7 protein-coding genes are annotated in these 21,846 nt (G+C 38.6%); all 7 read right to left on the bottom strand.

The window, feature by feature from the left end:
- Nucleotides 1–143: 143 nt before the first annotated feature.
- Nucleotides 144–8,276 carry a YadA-like family protein gene (locus VCHSUH03_RS02820; protein ID WP_105093992.1) on the bottom strand — a complete coding sequence of 2,711 codons (8,133 nt, stop codon included), beginning with the start codon at nucleotides 8,274–8,276 and terminating at the stop codon, nucleotides 144–146.
- Between the two features lie 547 nt (nucleotides 8,277–8,823).
- On the bottom strand, nucleotides 8,824–14,670 hold the full coding sequence (locus tag VCHSUH03_RS02815; RefSeq protein ID WP_105093991.1) for an ESPR-type extended signal peptide-containing protein: 5,847 nt from the start codon (nucleotides 14,668–14,670) through the stop codon (nucleotides 8,824–8,826).
- A 405-nt stretch (nucleotides 14,671–15,075) separates the two neighbouring features.
- Nucleotides 15,076–16,110, bottom strand: coding sequence for a 5-oxoprolinase subunit C family protein (locus VCHSUH03_RS02810; protein ID WP_105093990.1), 1,035 nt, complete (start codon nucleotides 16,108–16,110; stop codon nucleotides 15,076–15,078).
- Nucleotides 16,100–16,840 (bottom strand): 5-oxoprolinase subunit PxpB, encoded by a 741-nt coding sequence (gene pxpB, locus VCHSUH03_RS02805; protein WP_105093989.1) that lies wholly within the window; start codon nucleotides 16,838–16,840, stop codon nucleotides 16,100–16,102. The genes VCHSUH03_RS02810 and pxpB overlap by 11 nt, the downstream gene beginning before the upstream one ends.
- A 74-nt stretch (nucleotides 16,841–16,914) precedes the next feature.
- Entirely contained in the window at nucleotides 16,915–18,111 is a 1,197-nt protein-coding gene (locus VCHSUH03_RS02800) for an NRAMP family divalent metal transporter (protein WP_105090248.1), read from the bottom strand.
- A gap of 132 nt (nucleotides 18,112–18,243) precedes the next feature.
- The gene (locus tag VCHSUH03_RS02795) at nucleotides 18,244–19,014 is read right to left on the bottom strand and encodes a LamB/YcsF family protein (RefSeq protein ID WP_105093988.1); all 771 of its coding nucleotides are present in this window, start codon (nucleotides 19,012–19,014) and stop codon (nucleotides 18,244–18,246) included.
- 262 nt (nucleotides 19,015–19,276) lie between these two features.
- Nucleotides 19,277–21,493: an ATP-dependent Clp protease ATP-binding subunit gene (locus VCHSUH03_RS02790; protein WP_105093987.1), complete on the bottom strand. Its 2,217-nt coding sequence runs from the start codon at nucleotides 21,491–21,493 to the stop codon at nucleotides 19,277–19,279.
- Between the last annotated feature and the right edge of the window lie 353 nt (nucleotides 21,494–21,846).

The raw sequence follows: 21,846 nt of genomic DNA, 5'->3' as shown, positions 1-21,846 counted from the left end.
TTTAATAATCTATATCAAAATTGCAAAAAAGAACCTCTTATAGTATCCGAATATACCCTACTAGGTATATCAGTATATAAGAGGTTCTTTTATTTCTGATCAGACTTTATATTAGCCTAGATTTTGATACGAACTATCAATTACTAGCCTTTAGATGCTAACAATTGGCTAACTGCTGCACGCAAGTCCTCTAAACCTTGTTTAGTTTCAGCTAACTCTTGACGTTGACGTTCATTTTCTGCTTCCAACGTATTGAGACGAGCTGCTTGATCTGCGATAACAGTCTTTTGTTCGCTATTTTCTTTCTTGAGACTAGATACTTCATCTTGCATTACATACACAGAGCTAATAGGGCCTGCTTTGTAACGATCAGGAATATTTTTCTTTTCTGGGCTAGAGCCAAATTTGTGAGTTACCCCAGCATTTACCATATTACGGTTTGCACCGAGAGATACGCCAACATTGAACATTGTATCTTCGTTTGTATAGTGTGCAAGACCTAAGGCCGCTGCTGTTTCACCACGATAATTGCCTACGCCAGCCATCACTTGAGTTGGTTCCAATGGATCGTATTGGATTGGTTTCAACGCTGCCATTGCTGCTGCATGAGCACCTACACGTTGTACCTCGCCCGCTACTTGACCAATAGCATCGCCAATTCTTGCATTAGATGCTTTCAACTGACTCACATTTACTGCATCAGTATCATCTGTACCAGGTGCAATGCCTTTAAGTTGGTTATTACCATTATTGAGACCATCCTTAGTCAAGGAAATAGGGCCTGCATTAGGATTATTAGGGTTTGCACTACCAGGTGTAATTGTTATGCCATTACCATCTGTTACAGTCGTGTTACCGGCTGCATCTTTAAATGTAGCAGACTTCATATCCTTGAGTTCTGGATTTACTGCATAACTAATCGTTTTACCTGCTTGGCTAACCATCATATTATTGCCTGCTTTGAAAGTAACTGTTTCATCAGTTTTTACTTTTTCAGCAGTTGCCGTTGGTGTGCTATTAATACCAGAGCCTTCTGTACCAACAGTTGCATTCCAGCCAGCATTTTCAACAGCAGATTTTACTTGATCTTCAGTAGCTGCACGACCAGACGCAATATTATTTGGATTCCAAGTTTTATTAGTCAAACCTGTAACAACACCATCTTTGCCATTTACAGCAACAGGATTATTACCACCAGTAGTAATGATGCCATCTTTACCATCGATACCTACAGTACCAATTGTAGCCTTACCATCCTTACCATCAAGAGCAATCTTATCACCAGCTTTTACAGAACCATTTTTGCCATCGATAGCAACTGCATTGGCACCATCACCAGCTTTAATCGTACCAGTTGTACCATCTACAGTTACTGCCTTAGTTGGATCTGTACCCAATGTAACGGTATCATTTAATTTATTGTCATAAATGATATGTCCATCAGCGGCAGTAGTCTTAGTCAATACAATATTGCCTGTAGTACTACCAGCACTTTCACCACCATTAGCAGTCAATTCTGTTTTAGACGCCTTAGACTTAGCTTCTAATTGACGTACATTGACAGCATCTGTGTCATCTGTACCATCTGCAATCTTAGAAATTTTATTGCCCCCATTATCGAGGCCATCTTTAGTTAAGGATACAGGATCCTTACCAGCTGCAGTAATTGTTACACCATCTTTAGTAAGAGCTGTTTTATTACCATTGCCATCATCGATAACTGTGCTATCTGCTGTGGAAGTATTTGTTTTTGTACCATCAGTAATCTTAGTACCATCAGCTGTTGTTGCGGTAGACTTAGCACCATCTGTTACTGTATTACCAGCTGCAGTAGATGTATTCGTTTGCGTACCAGCAGTTTGTGTAATGGAATCACCATTGATAACAGTTGTGTTATTACCAGTACCGTTGAAGCTTGCAGAGTTCATGTTCACAAGGTCTTTATTCAAAGAATATGTGAAGTCACGCTCATTTTGGTTGATAGTGATATTTTCACCAGCAATCATAGTAACCTTTGCGTCTTTACCTACTTTGGCATCTGTTTTAGTACCAGTTTGTTTACCAGATGTAGCAGCATCTTTATCGGCTGTAATTTGCCATGTTTGGTTAGCTGCAGCATCAGCTACTACTTTCAATTGATCCTCGGTAGCTGCACGGCCAGAAACAGCATTACCATCCCAAGTCGTATTAGCGAGACCTGTTACATGGTTATTTGTACCATCTACTGTAACGCCACCAATATTAGCAGCTTTACCTGTAATAGTACCAGTAGTACCATCTAACGTTACTGCCTTATTACCACCTGTTGTAATTGTATTATTTACACCATCGATAGCTGCACTACCAATAGTAGCCTTACCAGCAGTACCATCAATAACAATGGCATTAGCACCAGTACCAAATGTCAATGTATCATTAAGTTTTACATTGTAAATTGTATGACCATCTGCAGCCGTTGTAGATGTTAATTTTACATTACCAGTTGTTGCGTTGGCCGCTTCATCATCATTAGCAGTAATTTCTGTTTTAGATGCTTTCTTAGCTGCATTAATAGCATCAGCTACATTCTTAGCTGTTGCCACGCCATCAGTAGCAGGGGCTGTAACGGTGCCATCTGTACCAGCTGTAATAGCCGCTGTTTTTACATCATATTTAACAACGCCTGCATCATCAATAGTAGCAGAAGTTAACGTACCATCTTTAAAGTTCAACCCATCTGCTAAGGATACTTGTTTAGCTGTACCATCATTTGCTTTGTAAGACAATTTAGTCTTAGCTGCAACCTTAGTACCATCAATCGTTACCTTGTAATCCTTAGTTGTGCCATCTGCACTTGGTGTACCTGTAACAGTCAACGGATTATCCGCATCAGTTGTATCAGTACTTACTGTAACTGCACTGACAGCAGATTTCTTAACCTCTGCTTCGGATACTTTTACTGTTAAGTTCTTACCATCTGCATCTGTTGTTACATATTTACCGTCGCCTTTAATACCCAATGTATCATCTTTAAGATTTACAACACCAGCAGAGGTATTCGTATCGCCAGCAAATTTCAAGTTAATTGCATCAGTGCTTGCTTTAGCTGCCTTGTTAATAGCATCTGCTACATTTTTAGCTGTTGCTAAGCCATCATCGCCTGTGACAGATGCTGCACCTGTAGTAGCATTGCTATCGATAGTTGCACGTTTTATAGACACCTCTACAGTATCGCCATTCATCTTCGTAGAAATGAAATCACCAGTCGCACCTTTTACATTAAATGCTACATCCCCATCTTTTAAGGATTGGATAGATGGTGTACCACTATCGGCGCCAAGAGAAACCTTACGGCTCACAGCTGCTGCAGAATCATTGATCTTAGTCTTAGTATCATCATTAATATCAAATGTTACCTTACCATCATTATCCACAGTAGCTTTTGTCATTGTGCCATCTACAAAGTCTAGGCCTTTAGATAATTTAACAGACTTAGCATCTGCATCAGCTGCACTATTAGCACGGTATGTCAACGTTTGGCTTGCTACAGTATCTTTCAACTGTTTTACATTTACTGCATCAGTATCATCAGTACCTTCCGCAACCTCTTTAATTTTGTTGCCACCAGCATTGATTTCATCAAGGGTAAATTGAACCTCTTTACCTGTTGCAGATCGGAATGCCATACCTTGGGCACTGCCTTGAGCAAGATTTCCATCTTCATCATTAAATATGAGTGTTTTAGAATCAAGAGAGCTGCTATTAGGTCCGGCTTGTAAAGATAAAGTACCAACGTCTAAATAAGTATTTGCTGTATTCGGTTGATTTACATCAATACCATTATTGATTCTAATACCATCACGGTCAATTTGTGTATAATTACCTACAGCTGGATCACCAAACTTACCGCTAGCATTAATTGCATCAAACTTGATTGTCTCACCCACACCATTTTCAAGAGAAATAGAGTTTAATTTCTTAAGATCTTTATTTAATGTGGTAGCGATATTTTTGCCAGTTTGTGTAACTGTAATATTGTTATCACCAGTAAAGTCTACAGTATCTCCGCCGGCTACAGTAGTCGGTGTATCACCATTAGCAGATAGTTTCCATGCTGCACCGTCTTTAGCTTGGCTAGCAGCTTTATTAATCGCGTCGGCCACGTTCTTAGCAGTTGCTAAACCATCATCACCTGTAACAGAGGCAGTACCTGCAGCATCACTGTTGATAGTGGAACGTTTTGTAGAAACTTCTACAGTGTCGCCATTCATCTTCGTAGAAATGAAATCACCAGTCGCAGCTTTTACATTAAACGCTACATCCCCATCTTTCAAAGATTGACTAGATGGTGTACCACTATCTGCGCCAAGGGAGATAGTACGATTCACTGCGGCAGAAGAATTATCTACTTTAGTTTTAGTATCTGTATCTAAACCAACTGTAATAGTTTGACCATTTACAGTTGCAGTTACACCATTTGTACCAGCTACATTAAGTTTTTGGTTTTTAAGATCAATAGTACCGTTATTTGTACCATCTGTAATATTTAGGTTTTGAGACAAGTTAGCAACAGCTTGCTTTACATCACCAATATTTGCTGCATTGGAATCAGTTGTACCACCACTAGCAACATTAGTAATTGTTTTGTTACCTGCGTTGATACCATCAGTTTTATCAATGGAGATACCGCCTACAGTTACTTTATCTGTTGTGATACCAGTACCTGTAATTGCAGTCGTACCATTTGTTAAACCAGATGTATTCATTACTGTGTTACCTGCAGTAATAGAATCTACTGTAAGATCTTTCTTCGTAGCTACAGTAATTTTCTTTTTATCTGTACCATCTTGAGTAATCAAGATATTGTCGCCATTGATAAGATCTACTGTGTCCCCACCTTGTACAGATGTTTTATCTGTTGTGCTGGAATTTGTTGTTAAATTCCATGCTGCACCAGCTTTAGCCGCATCAGCTGCTTTATTGATAGCATCAGCTACATTTTTAGATGTTGCTAAGCCATCATCACCTGTTACAGATGCTGCGCCTGTATTGGCATCGCTAGTAATAGCTGCACGCTTAGTGGAAATTTCAACAGTGTCGCCATTCATCTTCGTAGATACTAAGTCACCAGTCGCAGCTTTTACATTGAATGCTACATCACCATCTTTTAAGGATTGGCTAGATACTGTACCACTATCTGCACCTAGAGAGATGTTACGAGCTACTGCTGTAGAAGCATTATCTACTTTAGATTTTGTAGTTGCATCAAGACCTACTGTAACAGTTTGGCCATTTACAGTTGTAGTTACACCATTTGTACCGGAAACAGTAAGTTTTTGATTCTTAAGTTTTACAGTACCATCTGTAGCACCATCAGAAACAGTAAGATTTTGAGACAAACCGTCTACAGCTTTATTGATAGAGTCCGCTACATTTTTAGCAGTCGCTAAACCATCTGTAGGGCTATTTACTTTAGCTTTACCATCAGCATCATTAGTAATCGTTTCAGTGGCAGTAGAAATAGTTACAGTACCATTTGTACCTACCGTAGCTTTTGTAAAAGTACCATCTGTAAAGTTTAAACCATTTGCCAAGGATACTTTATTTTCATTGGCACCATTAGCTTTGTATGTCAATTGTGTTTGATTAGCTAGCTTTGTAGTATCGATACCAATAGCATAATCCTTGGAGTTAGTACCTGCTGTTGGTGTAATTGTAATAGGATTATCTGTCGTATTAGCCTTGCTAACAGTTACTGCGCCTACAGCTAAATCTTTTACTTTAGCAGAATCAACAGCTATTTGTACACCTGTAGTAGAAGCCTTAGTAGTAACTAGATCGCCATCACCAGCTACTTTAAAGGTCGCATCACCGTCTTTAAGATACTTAAGACCTGTAGATCCTGTATCACCGGTTAAACTAATACCTTTAGTCGTAGCATTTACCGTATTCTTGTCTAGACCAACAACAAGACTACCATTATTCGTACCCAATAAATCAGTTCTAATACCATTAGCCCCAATTACTTTTAGTGGACTTTCACTAAGCTTAACAGTACCAGTTTTAGAATTTGTATCTAGGTTTAATGTAACAGCAGCTACAGCATTCTTAACATCTGTAATGTTAGCTGCATTAGTACCTACATTACCACCGCTAGAAACATTGGTAATTTGTTGACCACCTGCACTAATACCATCTGTACCAAACTTAACAGTTTTCGTAGCAGTTTTTGCAGTTAAACCATCACGAGTTATGGTCACATTATTACTACCAGTAGTCGGACCAATTTGAAGCGTTGTATTACTCAATACATTATCGCCGGCTTTAAATGAATCGCCAGTAAAGTTTCTACCTTTTACAGAACCGTTTGTACCATCTAGAGTAATTTGATTGCCACCAGAAGAAACCGTAACAGATCTATTAGCTTTCACAGTATCTACAGTAATCGCCTTATTCAAAGAAGTAGTAATTTTTTTGCCACTACGAGTTACTGTAATATTGTTGTCCCCACCAAAGATTACAGTATCTGATTTATTAATTACTTCAGGAGCACTAGGATCCCTGTCTGCCGCTAATTTCCAATGATATGCATTGGCAGAAATGGCTTTATTGATAGCATCCGCTACATTTTTAGAATCAGCCATGCCTGCAGCATTTGCAGAAGCTTGACCATTTGTGACATCAATATTTTGTGTTTTACCAGAAATTGTAAGGTTTTGACCGTTGGCAGATGTTGTAATATATGTATTATCGCCCTTAAGGCCTAATGTACTATTTGCAATATTCACATTGCCAGTATTTACATTACCAGAGAACGCAAGGTTAACACTCTTTAATTGGGCTACGTTAACTGCATCTGTATCTCTTGTACCCGCTGCGAGGCCTGTAAGTTGACGTGTTACAGTAGTACCATTACCAATAGAAACGGCACCAGTTGTACTAGTAAGTACATTGCCAGTTAAACCAGAATAAATATCTGTACGGTTTGTATTAGGATTATAACCTTTATTAGTAACACCACCTATTACATTAGCAACTGAATCTCGACCTAAAGCAACACCACCATCTACGGTAGCTATAGAATCAGGACCAATAGCAACAGATTTAACAGCACTTGCATTAGCTCTAGTACCAATAGCAATAGAATGTTGAGATGTGGAGTTAACGCGACTGCCTATGGCAATTGATTCTAGACCATTAGCTGTCGTAGCAGAACCGATTGCAAGAGCTCTATTGCCTGTAGCTTTCGTTGGAGTAGATCCATAAGAACCAATGGCAATAGTTCCATCACTATTTGCTGAAGCACTACCACCTAACGCCACAGAATTATCACCATCAGCCGTTACATTCATCCCCATAGCAACACTATTAAATTTATTAGACTTAGCAGCTTGACCAACTGCAACACCGCCTAACGCAGCCGTAGTTCTATTAGTACCTACAGCAACACCATTTTTACCTATTGCAGATGATAGATGACCTACCGCAAGGGAATTTTCTCCCGTAGCAGTAGTTTGCATACCAACAGCAGTAGCCGATGTAGCACTAGCTGTAGATAAAATACCTAAAACTGTTGAAGACGCGCCTGTAGACGTATTCTTTCTGCCTACTGCTACCGCACCTTCACCGGTAGCTTGAGATTCAGAACCAACAGCTAGAGAATTAGATGTTTTAGCATTTGTCTTATAACCAATACTTACACCTGCACCCCCATCTGCCTTAGCAGCAGTACCAATAGCTACGCTATACCCACCAGAAGCAACAGCATAATTATTAAATTGATCGGATGATGCGCCACCAATAGCAACATCGCCAGCATTAGTTGCTTGTGCATATGTACCACCTGCAAAAGCGCCAAAGCCAGTCGCCTGAGTAGCACTACCAATAGCAGTACCACGAACACTAGAATTCGCGATTAGGCCTAAGGATACACCACCTCTGCCAGTCGCATGAGCACCAGCACCAATAGCTACAGCTGGTTGAGCTGGATCAGCATATTGTGAATTAGCTATTGCTCTGTAACCGATAGCAATAGATTGATGACTGTTGGACTGGGATTCATTACCGATAGCAAGACCATTAGTTAAGTTTGAATACATTTTAGTACCGCCCTCAATAGTTCCAGTCGGTCTATCTGCTGCAGTTACATCTGCAACTACACCAACTTGCATCGCCAAGGCAGCTAAGATACTTGCTACTACAATTTTCTTTTTCCCTGTTTTATTTTTTGCCATTTCAGATACTACAACATAGCACTGTTTGGACTTAGACCAAATGACTTTAAATATCTTATTCATACATTTTCCTTCTTTAAATTACTAACCCTCAACTATATGAACCATATGTTCCACACTTCTCTCAGTCTGGAAATAATGAAAGCTACACAGACTTTCATTTATAAAATCTATCTTTAATTTTACCATAATTCATCTAATTTTCTCAATTTAAAAGTGTAATTTTTGGATATTTACTATTATCTCAATTATGCATAGAGTATGCTTAAACACGCAGTATCATCATAATTCATTTACAATTCACCTTAATAAATTGCATATTATATGAATTTTTATGCTACTAATTGAGAACGAAAAGAATATTAGATTTCATTACAAAATTAATCACCGTCTAAAAATATTCATAAATTATTCATTATATACAGCTTTATCGATATTTTTATTAATTATTAAATTAGAATTTTCAGACTATTTTATTTTACAGATATAGCTTTAATAAACTATTTTTGTTTTCATACTAAAAAGAGCCTCCTCTTTCGAGGAAGGCTCTTTCTAGTTTTACATATCCATTCACGGGATATACATAGTTCTAACTATATGTACAATATGATTATGCTTTATTTGCCAACAATTGGTTAACTGCTGCTTTCAACGCATCAATTTCAGATTGTTGTTGTTCAAGCTTGGATTTGTACTCTTCATTTTGGGAACGCAAGTGACTTACTTCATCTTGCATTACGTAGATAGAGCTGATAGGACCAGCTTTATAACGTTCTGGAATAGCATCTTTTCTATCACGGCTACCACCAAATTTATGAGTTACACCAGCATTGATCATATTGTGGCTAGAACCAAGAGTAACACCGATGTTGAACATAGTGTCTTCAGTTTTGTAATGTGCAAGACCGATTGCACCAGCTGTTTCACCACGGTAGTTACCAATACCAGCCATAATTTGTGTTGGTTCCAATGGATCGTATTGAATTGGTTTCAACGCTGCCATAGCTGCTGCATGAGCACCTACACGTTGTGTCTCAACACCTACACGGTTAATAGCCTCTTGTAAACCTGCTTGTGCACCTTTCAATTGGCTCACGTTTACTGCATCTGTATCAGCTGTACCAGGTGCTACACCATGAATTTGGTTACCACCATTGTTCAAGCCATCTACAGTAAGAGATACAGGGCTAGCTGCAGAATTTGCAGGGTTAATAGTCATGCCTGCACCATTAACTGTTGTAGAGTTACCAGCTGCATCTTTTACAGTTGTGCCTGCAGGAGTAATCTTAGTGGATGGACCATTTTCATCACCTACAGTTACACTGTTAAGACCTTTCACGTCTTTAGCTAGGCTATATGTGAAAGTAGTACCGTCTTGTTTAACTTCAAGGTTATCACCTGCTTGGAATTTAACAGTATCGCCACCTTGTACTTTTTCAACAGTACCGCCAGCTGCAGTTACCTTCCATGCAGATAGATCTTTAACTTGTTGTTTACCAGCATCTGTTAAGTTGCTCAAGTCTTGATTTGCTGCATTATCGATTTTTGCTTTTGTTGCATCATCGATTTTAACAGTTACATCTTCACCATTAGCTTCAGTTGTTAAACCGTTTTCGCCTTTGATGTTGAATTTAACATCGCCTGTGCTCAAGGATTTTTCATCAGTAGAACCAGTGTTACCACCTAAGGAAATCTTACGGCCAATTGCTTCTGTGTTTTTATCGATTTGAGCTTTGTTTTTCGCAATATTATCAGCATTTTTACCAATGTTAGTTTTATTTTCTGCTACTTGGTCATCAACTTGTTTCAATTGATCTTCAGTTGCAGCACGACCACTTACAGGTTGTGTTTTACCTGGAACCCAAGTTTTATTAGTCAAGCCTGTTACTTCTGGAGTTTCTACACCATCAGTTGCTTTTACTTTTGGAGCTGTAATTGTGTCATTAGCAGTTACAGTATCGAATGTTACATCTTTCTTAGTTGCAATTGTGAAGTCTTTACCATTTTGAGTAATGGAGATGTTATCACCATCGATGAACTTAACTGTGTTACCACCTTCAACTTTTTCAGCAGTACCATTGTTAGCCACTACATTCCATGCGGATAAATCTTTAACTTGTTGTTTACCAGTATCTGTTAAGTTGCTCAAATCAGTATTTGCTGCGTTGTTGATTTTGTTTGCAGTATCATCATCTAACTTAACAGTTACATCATCACCATTAGCTTCAGTAACGATACCGTTTTGCCCTTTAATATTGAATTTCACATCGCCTGTGCTCAAGGATTTTTTGTCAGTAGAACCAGTGTCACCACCTAAGGAGATTTTACGAGCAATTGCTGTTGTATTTTTGTCAATATTATCTTTATTTGTTTTAATATCGCCAGCATTTTTATCGATAGCAGTTTTGTTATCAGCAATATTTTTCTTGTTCTTAGCTACTTCATCATCAACTGCTTTCAATTGATCTTCAGTCGCAGCACGACCAGATACAGGTTGTGTTACACCTGGATTCCAAGTAGTATTTGTTAAACCACTCACTTCAGGAGCTGTAATTTTTTGATTTGCTGTAACGTTGTCAAATGTTACATCTTTCTTTGTGGCAACAGTGAACTCTTTACCATTTTGTGTAATGGTAACATTATCACCATCGATGAATTTAACTGTATCGCCACCTTGAACCTTTTCAGCAGTACCATTGTTAGCTACTACATTCCAAGCTGCTAAATCTTTAACTTGTTGTTTACCATCTGGAGTTAAATTGCTCAAATCACGGTTTGCTGCATTATCGATTTTATCTTTTGTAGCATCGTCCAATTTAACAGTTACATCTACGCCATTAGCTGCAGTAGTAATGCCATTTTCACCTTTAATGTTGAACTTCACATCACCTGTGCTCAAAGATTTTTTATCTGTATCACCATCATCACTACCTAAGGAGATATTACGAGCAATAGCCGTTGTATTTTGGTCAATTTTATCTTTGTTTGCCGCAATTTCCCTTGCATTGTTAGCAATATCGTCAGCATTTTTATTGATAGCAGTTTTGTTAGCCGCAATATCACCAGCATTTTTAGTAATATTAGCTTTATTTTTTGCAATATCATTAGTATTTTGAGTAATATTGCCTGTATTTGTTTTGACTTGATCGTCAACTGCTTTCAATTGATCTTCTGTGGCTGCACGACCAGATACTGGTTGTGTTTGACCTGGAACCCAAGTTTTATTAGTTAAACCAGTTACTTGAGGCGTTTCCACACCAGTTGTAGCTTTAACTTTTGGAGCTGTAATAGTGTCGTTAGCCGTTACCGTATTGAATGTTACATCTGGCTTAGTAGCAAATGTGAAGTCTTTACCAGATTGTGTAATGACAATGTTATCACCATTGATATATTTAACAGTGTCGCCACCTAACACTTTTTCTGCAGTACCATTATTAGCAACTACATTCCAAGCAGCTAAATCTTTAACTTGCTTTTTACCATCTGGAGTCAAATTGCTCAAATCTTTGTCAGCAGCGTTATCGATTTTATTTTTAGTATCTGTATCAAGTTTAACTGTTACATCATTACCGGAAGCGGTTGTAGTAATACCATCTTCACCTTTAATAGTGAAGTCTACATCATCGGCGCTTAAGGATTTCTTAGTTGTAGTACCAGTATTACCATTTAAGAAAATCTTACGCGCAATAGCTGTTGTATTTTTATCGATTTCTGTTTTGTTATCAGCAATCTTTTGCTTATTATCTGCAATATCAGTAGTATTTTGAGTGATATTGTCTTTATTAGCTTTAACTTGATTATCAACTTGTTTCAATTGATCTTCTGTAGCCGCACGACCAGGTACAGGTGTTGTTTGACCTGGAGTCCAGTCTCTATTAGTTAAGCCTGTTACTTGAGGTGTTACTACGCCTGTTGTAGCGTTCACAGTTGGAGCTGTAATTGCTTGCGTAGCTGTTATGTTATCAAATGTAACGTTTTTCTTTGTGGCAATTGTAAAGTTTTTACCAGCTTGTGTAATTTCGATGTTATCACCATCGATGAACTTAACAGTGTCGCCACCTTTAACATTTTCAGCAGTACCACTGTTAGCAACTACTTTCCAAGCAGCTAGATCTTTAACCTTTTGCTCACCGGCTGGATTCAAATTGCTCAAATCTTTGTCAGCAGCGTTATCGATTTTATTTTTAGTATCTGTATCAAGTTTAACAGTTACATCATCTCCAGAAGCAACCGTAGTTAAACCATCAGCACCTTTAACATTGAATTTTACATCGCCTGCGCTCAAAGATTTCTCTGCAGTAGAACCACTATTACCACCTAAGGAAATTTTACGAGCAATTGCAGCTTTGTTAGCATCTGCTTTAGCGTCTGTTTTCTTCAATTGAGATACATTGACAGCATCTTTATCTGCTACACCATCAGCTACGTTAGTAACTTTCATATCGCCTGCATTGATGCCTTTGTCGCCATCAATTTTTACAGTTGGATTACCTGCAGCATTGTTGAAAGATGCACTGTTTAAACCAGTAAGCTCTTTCTTCAAGGACACAGAGATATTTTTATCATTTCTAGCAACTGTAATATTATCAGCACCAGAAAAATCTACTTTATTACCTTTTTCAACTGTTACTGGTGTTGCTTCACCATTAGCAGAAAGATCCCAAGTATATTTGTTTTGATCGATAGCATTATTAATTGCTTCTGCTACATTCCTAGCATCAGCCATGCCAGCTGTACCTGTAGCTGTACCATTTGTTACAGTAATATCTTGCTTTTTACCAGCAATTGTAATTTTCTTACCATTAGCTGTAGTTTCAATGTATGTGTTATCGCCATTTACAGCTAATTTGCTATTTGCTAAATTCACATCGCCACTACCAGTATCGCCTGTGAAAGCAAGGTTAACGCTCTTCAATTGTGCTACGTTAACAGCATCTGTATCAGCTGTACCAGCAGCAACATAGTTGATTTGGCGAGTTTGATCTGTTGTACCTACTGCCACACCGCCTAATGTAGATGTTAAAGTTGTACCAGTTAAGTTAGCATATGTATCAGTACGACCAGTATTGGCATTATAGCCTGCTACACCTGCAGCTGTACTAGCAACAGATTTAGAACCAATAGCTACGCCATTAGCTGTCGTTGCACTCGCACCATCACCAATAACTACAGATTTTTCTGCAGCTGCAGTTGTAGATGCATTTGGACCAATAGCAATAGAGTTATTTGCTGTTGCGCCTGTATTATCCGCATTTGGAGTATCAGTAGATTTAATAGATACATATTTATAAGCAATTTGATCCACGATAGCAGCTAACTGAGAGCCGTTGATGGCATCTGTAGAAGTAGCACTTACTTCACCAGGAGCGACGTTTTTTAACTGACGTTCATATCCTTCAGCACCGAAAGATACAATATCACCTTCTAACGTTTTGTCACCACCAGCCCATGTTGCTGTAATACCATTTGGCAATGTATAGCTAGATTGTTTAGTACCTGCCTTATCTGTAGTAGAACCACCACCTAAAGCGACAGAGTTATCACGGTTTGCTTTAGCACCTGTACCAATAGCGATGGCATTTGTTACAGATGTATTATCGGCAGCACTTGTATTTACGCCATTTAAAGCACCGGCAATACGATTTTTAGAGTCAGCGCCAGTACCAATAGCAATACCAGCATTACCAGATTGCCCTTTAGTACCCACTGTGATACCGATATGATCTGCTGTAGCATTATTATAATCACGCCACTTAATTTCATACCCTGTTAAAGCTTTAACAGCATCAGAAACAGTAGCGACAGCAGCTTTTCCTGTATTAATATCGGTATAAACGGCTCTCGTACTTGTCATTCTATCAGCGTCATCACCACCAATAACAATTGAGGAGTGACCAATGGCTTTAGTATTACCACCAATAGCAATACTTTGGTCACCTATAACGGTAGCCCCTTGCCCCGGTAATGCACCACCACCAATGGCAATACCTTGTGAAAATGAAGTACCAGCTTCGTTTACTGCCGCATTAGTACCAATAGCAATCGCAGTACCACCATTTGCAATTGAATCTTTACCTACAGCAACACTTGGTGTATTACCATATAGACCTTTTGATTTAGCATTTTGACCAATAGCAACCCCACCACCAGCAGTCTCTACTTTTGCAGCAGTACCAATTGCAACAACATCACTAAGAGTAGCTTTTACATTTGTACCTAAGCCAACAGAATTCCTACCAGAAACATTAGCTCCAGCACCAAAGCCAACAGAAGTTGGATCAGCTACGATAGGTAAAGTATTTGCTGCCAACGCCACATTAGCATTAGTCATAGCCAATGCTGCAAAGATACCCGCTACTACAATTTTCTTTTTACCGCTATTATTTTTAGCGAATTCAGATACTACTACGTAGCATTCTTTAGATTTGCTCCAAACCACCTTAAAAATTTTGTTCATCCTTCTTTTCTCCTTTTTCTCCAATAAACCTTCTTATAATCTCTCTATATATATTTACTATGATATGTTAGTCATAATTGACTTTCAATTTTTTCGATGTAGTTAGTATATCAAAATCTTCGATATAGTTGCAAGTGTTTTCATCAAACTTTCACAAAAATAATAACCTATGCAAATACTGCAATTATGCGGATTTTTTTATGATTTCTATCAAAATTTTACCACATATGTGTCATATTTACACCATAAATAAAATTCTAAGATGAATATAAACTCATAATTAAATTTTTAAACCGAGTTTATATGATTGCAGGCACAGAAAAACACCTCTATAACTGAATAGTACAGCTCAAACTGTACATCTTCATTACAGAGGTGTTCACTTCATTAAATCTATATAAACTTTTAAATTTTATTCCTTACCTTAAAAACATAAGCACTTTGTTCATGTGCTAATTTAATCCGCTTATGTAAACGTTCCATATACGCTCGGTATATATCTTGCGCTTCGTCAATAGATACGATATTAAAGTTAATCCCATCCCCTACCGGCAATTGGCTAAGCCGAGGTAGGTCCGCGGTAATGATAGTGCCTATTTTTGTATAGCCCCCTGTTGTTTGGCGATCTGCCATAAGGACAATGGGATGTCCATTCGATGGCACTTGGATAGAGCCAAATACGGCACCATCAGAAATTATATCTGCACTGTCTACGTGTTCAATTTCAGGACCATCTAAGCGGAAGCCCATACGGTCACATTCTACAGTCAGTGTATAGATGTTATCACTAAAGGTCTTGATTCCCTTCCCGGTGAAATGTTTTGCCTGATCACCTAATACAACGCGTAATGGTTCATGACATTCACGGCCACCACGGTTATACAAGGCTGTATTGAACAGAGTATGATCTTCACCACGATAATCGCATACATGTACTTCGTCTCGAGTAAAAGCTTTAATACCTAGCTCATCGCCCTTTTGTAATGGGCGCCCCTCAAGGCCACCTATTTTTGCCTTTGTATGGGTAGAAACACTGCCGTTGATACTTGGCACATCGATGCCACCAGAGAATGAAATGTACATGCGCACACCACATTGGCTAAAGCCACCGGAAATAACATCACCATCGTGACATACGAATGGAATATATCGAGGCACCCGTACATTATTAATTGTCGGTTCCATGTCGGCCCCTGTGAAAGCAACGATACATGTGCCTTTCACGGTTAGTGTAGGTGGTAATAAGGTACATTCTAAGGCACCTACTGTTTCTACATTACCTACGAGAGCTTGACCCAAGAGGTAGCTTTCACTATCCATAGGACCTGCTACAGGCATACCGTATTGTTGGAACCCAACACGACCTTCATCTTGAATTGTCGTATACATACCAGGTGCAGTTACGTAGATTGATGATTTCTTAAATTCATTAATAGCCACGCAACTCACCTACCTCTACTTTATACATGGACGGTACATAGTCCGAACCCAATGCTTTAATACGATTATATTCTGCTTCATCAATTGGTACATAGCGTACATAGTCGCCGGCACTCAATAGTGCCGCTTGTTCCTTGGACATATCATACATGGTTACAGGTGTACGTCCAATAATCTGCCAGCCCCCTGGAGAGTCAGACGGATACGTCCCCGTCTGCTCCCCTGCAATACCTACAGAACCTGCTGGTATCAATGTTCTTGGAGAGGACAAACGAGGCGTCGCAATACGTGGGTCCATACCGCCTAAATAGGTAAAGCCAGGAATGAAGCCAAGCATATATACCAAGTAATCCGTACCACTATGAATGGCTACAACCTCATCTTCGCTTAAGTTATTATGAGAGGCCACAAAGCCAAGGTCTGGACCAAACTCACCACCATACACGGTAGGAATTTCTACAACAGTAACAAGCTCATTATCATTATCTGTTATGGTCTGCTCCAACGTAGGCTCAATGATGTTACACAATTCCGAATAGGAATATAGCATAGCATCATATTGTAAAAGTAATGCACAATAGGTAGGAACTAATTCAATGATTCCCTCTAGATGCAGCTCTTGAATTCGCTCTATCGTTTGACGTATATGTCGATTAATCTTTGGATCGATCACTTGACCAAAATCAATAGAGATAGCGCAATCCCCTACAGGTGAAATTATAGGTTTCATAGGTATCTCCTTCCTAAAACCAGAAAGAACCATTACCTTCAAACGAAAATAATGGTACTTTCATAATTATCAAATTAACCAAGTAATTTAGCAATGCCTTGTAAGGATGTAACGCCGATGTAAGCTGTTACAAGTACTACAATCCATCCTGTATAGTATAACAGTTTATTATGTTTGTAGTCCCCTACGATTTCAGATTTATGAGTAGCAAAGAGCATTACTGCTAATGTAATCGGCAAGATTAAGCCGTTTACGGAGCCAGCCAAAATCAACAAGGATGCTGGTTTACCAATAAAGATCAAAATACATGTAGAAACGAAGATGAATGTCATAATAGTCAATTTTTCATTGCGTTCCACTACTTTGAATAATGTTTTTAAGAAGGACACGGATGTGTACGCTGCACCTACTACAGATGTTAAGGCTGCGCAGAAGAACACGATACCGAACAATTTATGACCGATTTCACCAGCACCAAGAAGGAATGCAGAACCAGCTGGGTCCTTAGGATCTAAGGCATAGCCCATAGACACAACGCCAAGAACGGCCAAGAATAACAAGATACGAACCACTGCATCTACGGACATACCCATGAAGGCTGCACGACGTACATCTTTCAAATGTTCTTGACCAGTAATACCCGCATCAATGAGGCGGTGACCGCCAGAGAATGTAATGTAACCACCTACGGTACCACCGATAAGGGTAATAGTTGCAAGCCATGGATAATGCGTCGGTGCCACCGCATGAGTAGCCGCTTCAGCCACTGGCGGATTTGTAGAAAACGCCACATAACCAATTAATACAAGCATTACCGTACCAAGAATTTTGGCTGTGTTGTCTAGTACACCACCCATTTTTGGAGAGGCGAATAATAGAATACCAAGGATACCACTGATAGCCGCTGCAGTCGTTGTATCAATACCAAATACAATATTTAGGCCCATAGACGCGCCCCCAATGTTACCGATATTGAAAGCAAGGCCCCCAAGAGAAATCAAGAATGCTACGAAATAGCCAAGTCCTGGCAATACTTTATTGGCAATATCTTGACCACGCATTTTAGATATGCCAATGATGGTCCACACATTAAGCTGTGCAATAATTGAAAAAATAACAGACACAATGATGGCAAACGCAAAATCTGCTTTTAAATCATTCGTAAATGCTGCCGTTTGTAACATAAAGCCCGGCCCAATAGAGGACGTGGCCATCAAGAAAGCTGCCCCCAAGAGGACAGATAAACTTGCTTTACCTGAAATTGGTTTCATAAAAACCTCCACACAATAATTTATTAACGATCTATTATGTACTTACTATTTACTACATATTTACTATTTACTACATAATTACTATTTATTACGTATTTGCTATGTATTGCTTATTTTCTAATGACCGTTTTACTATTTACGGTTTTGAAAATTAGCCACTGTAACACCCGCTTTTGTAAGGCCTTCACGGATGTAATTTGTGAAAGCTATCGCTTCTGGGTTATCGCCGTGTACGCATACGGAATCAGCTACAATATCAATAGTATTACCTGTATTAGTGACAACCTTACCTTCTGTAACCATCATAAGTACTCGTTCAAGAGCCTCTTGAGGGTCTTTTATAAAAGCCCCAGGTTCTGTACGAGGTACCAATGTACCTTCATCAGTATAACCACGATCAGCAAATACCTCCTGAATTACAGGAATGCCTCGACGCTCTGCTTCTTTTGCAATATAGCTACCGCTCAACACCATAGCTGCAATATTAGGGTTTACCGCTTGTAAGCCATCTAATACAGCATCTGCCAATGCAGGAGTTACACATGCGGTGTTATAAAAAGCACCGTGTAATTTCATATGTTGTAATGTAACACCATAACTATCACAGAAGGCTTGCAATGCACCCACTTGATATATCATATACGCTTTTGCCTCTGCTGGATTTACGGCCATTGCTCGACGACCAAAGCCCATTAAATCAGGATATCCAGGATGCGCCCCTACGGCTACGCCCTTTTCCTTGCACATGCGAACTGTAGTATCCATAATGAGAGGATCTCCAGCATGCCATCCACAAGCAACATTGGCACTTGTGACGTGATTTAACACTTCACCATCCATGCCTAATGTGTAGTTGCCAAAACTTTCACCTAAATCGCTATTTAGATCTACATAATGTGACATCAATATCTCCTCCCTTTCTTCATCTCATTTTTAAATTCTATAGAATATTGAATTAAGTGATATGATTATACTAAATACATCGATGTATTAGCAATGATTTTTGTCATGTATACAAAATTCTTTTATTAATACACAACTATTGATACAAAAAAAGCACCCGACATATTGTCGAGTGCTTTCACCATCAATAGGACTATTATTATTTATTTGTATATGGAGAGAGTTGTAAGGGATTCATTAGTTAGTGTCAATAGCCTACTGATTATTTATTGTCCTTGGATGCAGCATCATCAGCTTGTTTGCTGTCGTCTGCAGATTTTTTATCACTGGATGTATCATCAGATTTTTTATCAGTATCTTTATCAGCGTCTTTCTCACTGATAACAATGTGACCATCTACAACATCAGCAAGCAAGTGTTTAGCATCGATGTGATCCAAGTAGAAGTCAGTTACATTATCACGGATTTCAGATTCGATAACACGACGTAATGGACGAGCGCCCATAGTTTTATCATAACCTTGTTCCATCAATAATTCTTTAGCTGCATCAGTTACATCAAGAGTGATGTCTTTTTTAGCCAAAGTTTTGTTAACTTGATCAAGCATCAAGTCTACGATTTTCTTCAAGTCGTCTTTGCTTAATTGGTTGAACTCAATTACTGCATTGAAACGGTTCAAGAATTCTGGACGGAAGAATGGAGCAATACGTTCCATTACATCTACTTTGTTTTCATCGTCATTATTTTGACCATAACCAAAGCCTGCGTTAGATGTAGCAATGATAACAGTGTTTTTGAAGTTTACTGTGTTACCTTGACCATCTGTTAAGCGGCCATCGTCCAATACTTGAAGAAGTAATGTAATAACTTGAGGGTCTGCTTTTTCGATTTCGTCGAACAATACGATGGAGTAAGGATTACGACGTACACGTTCAGTCAATGTGTTGGAGTTATCTTCGTAACCAACATAACCTGCTGTAGCACCAATCAATTTAGAAACAGCTGTGCGATCACTATATTCGGACATATCCAAACGAATGATAGCATCTTTGTTACCAAACATATCGAGAGCTAATTGTTTAGCCAATTCTGTTTTACCAACACCAGTAGGACCTACGAATAAGAAGCTACCGATTGGACGGTTACCTTCGTCAAAGCCTGCACGGTTACGACGGATAGCTTTAGATACAGCTTCTACTGCTTTATCTTGACCAATTACATGAGCTTGTAAACGAGATTTCATGTCTTTCAAGCGTTCAATATCGGACGCACCCATTTGAGATACAGGGATACCAGTCATTCTTTCAACGGCTTCCGCTACATCGTTAACCTTAGCCACTACCTTTTGGTTTTCAGTGTGATTATCGATTTCTTCTTGCAATTTTTGAATACGCATCTTTTCATTAATAGCGGATTCGTAATCTTCTTTTTGAGCAAACTCTTCTTGTTTTGCTTTAGCTTCTGCAATATCTGCTTCTAATGTTTTAATATCAGTTACAGGATGTTGGGAAGCCAAGTGAGCTGCTGTTACATCGATCAAGTCGATAGCTTTATCTGGCAAGCTACGTTGAGGAATGTATTGTACGGAATAATCTACAGCTGCTTTCAACACGGCATCTGGCAATTCGATATTATGATGCGCTTCATACAATGGACGAATGCCTTGTAAAATTTTGAAAGTATCTTCTGGAGATGGTGCATTTACCTTAACTTCATTGAAACGACGAGCAAGAGCTGCGTTTTTCATGATTGTGTTACGGTATTCATCTTGTGTTGTAGCACCAATAACAGTCATTTCACCACGGGACAAAGCAGGTTTCAAGATATCTGCTAAACCTTTAGAACCTTGACCATCACCTGTGGAACCAGCGCCCAAGATTTGATGGATTTCGTCGAAGAACAAGATGATATTACCAGCAGCCTTAACCTCTTTGATAAGGTTTTGGATATTTTCTTCGAAGGAACCACGGTATTGAGTACCAGCTTCCAAACCGGAAATATCGATGGAAATAATTTCTTTATTTTTAATAGCTGCAGGAACATCGCCATTGACGATAGCTTGTGCCAAGCCTTCTACTACTGCTGTTTTACCAACACCGGCATCACCTACGAGTACAGGATTGTTTTTAGTACGACGTGCAAGGATTTCTGCTGTTTCTTGGATTTCTTTATTACGACCAATTACTGGATCAAGTTTACCATCACGAGCTTGTTGAGTTAAGTTTGTACCCAAACGAGCAAGGATACCATCTTGTTTCATTTTACCTTGTTGTGCAGCTTGAGCAGCTTGCATTTCTTCGTTAGAAGGCAAACGACCAGTTTGACGATAATAAGCGAATTCTTCTGGAGTTACTTCGCGACCATTAATTTTATAACGACGGTTTTCTGTGGAATAACCACCCATGTTACCCATCAATTGATTGAATAAATCATTCATGCTACCGAAGTCGCTACCAAAGTTATTGAAGTTGTTGTTCATATAAATTACCTCACTTTTTTACTACAAGTATATCTATTTGACTTTTTAAGTCTGTTTAATTTCTTGCTTTATTTCTAGGTTTCTTCAACCTTATGACATTATAATAATCTGATTAAGTCAAAAAGTCAATAGGTCAAAGATAAATTTTTTGACTTTTTTTGACTTTTATTTTGACCAATTAGATTTATATGGCAAAAATATAGATAAATACTGGATTTGTGAGAGATAATTAAATTTGAACTTTTAAAATATTTACTATTAATTAGATTGTTTTTATTGATTTATTACCTATATAATAGATATAAAAGTCAAATATATAGTAAATATAAAAGTCAAAAATACAGTAAAGGAAT

This window comes from Veillonella infantium (genome assembly GCF_002959895.1).
GTDB lineage: Bacteria > Bacillota > Negativicutes > Veillonellales > Veillonellaceae > Veillonella > Veillonella infantium.
This window is presented reverse-complemented; position numbering and strand designations above follow the sequence as displayed.

What these genes read in the sequence shown, in the direction of transcription:
- VCHSUH03_RS02820 (WP_105093992.1), bottom strand. Translation starts at nt 8,276, where the DNA reads ATGAATAAGATATTTAAAGTCATTTGGTCTAAGTCCAAACAGTGCTAT.
- VCHSUH03_RS02815 (WP_105093991.1), bottom strand. Translation starts at nt 14,670, where the DNA reads ATGAACAAAATTTTTAAGGTGGTTTGGAGCAAATCTAAAGAATGCTAC.
- pxpB (WP_105093989.1), bottom strand. Translation starts at nt 16,840, where the DNA reads ATGAAACCTATAATTTCACCTGTAGGGGATTGCGCTATCTCTATTGAT.
- VCHSUH03_RS02800 (WP_105090248.1), bottom strand. Translation starts at nt 18,111, where the DNA reads ATGAAACCAATTTCAGGTAAAGCAAGTTTATCTGTCCTCTTGGGGGCA.
- VCHSUH03_RS02795 (WP_105093988.1), bottom strand. Translation starts at nt 19,014, where the DNA reads ATGTCACATTATGTAGATCTAAATAGCGATTTAGGTGAAAGTTTTGGC.
- VCHSUH03_RS02790 (WP_105093987.1), bottom strand. Translation starts at nt 21,493, where the DNA reads ATGAACAACAACTTCAATAACTTTGGTAGCGACTTCGGTAGCATGAAT.